The following is a 327-nucleotide window of genomic DNA, read 5'->3' as shown; positions in this document are numbered from 1 at the left end:
TCCTCATAAGCTACGCTTCCATTTTCATTGAAAAATTTTCGTAAGTAAACTTTAGCTTTTTTATTATATGGAGCATAATACTCAGTAAAAACTTTAGTATATGTATAAAATTCTTTTCGAATCAGTTTCCCATTCGAAACAAATTCAGCTCGATCAACAATATTTTTATCCTTCAAATAACAATTGACATAACAACTTTTATTATTAAAATAAATTCTCGTTACTTTATCTTTTATATTTTTAACTTGTATGTCATGTGATTCAATGTTTTCGATAATATTTTCAATTGTATAAGAAGTAGGTTTAACCTTTACATCAGTAAAATAT

The 327-nt window shown here is 24.5% G+C and carries 1 protein-coding gene; it reads right to left on the bottom strand.

The window, feature by feature from the left end; genetic code table 11:
• Positions 1-327: hypothetical protein (locus FOJ82_RS16560; protein WP_221933210.1), on the bottom strand; the 327-nt coding region annotated here is incomplete at both ends.

Source organism: Tessaracoccus rhinocerotis (assembly GCF_007197885.1).
Classification (GTDB): domain Bacteria; phylum Actinomycetota; class Actinomycetes; order Propionibacteriales; family Propionibacteriaceae; genus Arachnia; species Arachnia rhinocerotis.
Note: the sequence above shows the minus strand (reverse complement) of the source record. Positions and strands in the feature narration are given on the sequence as shown.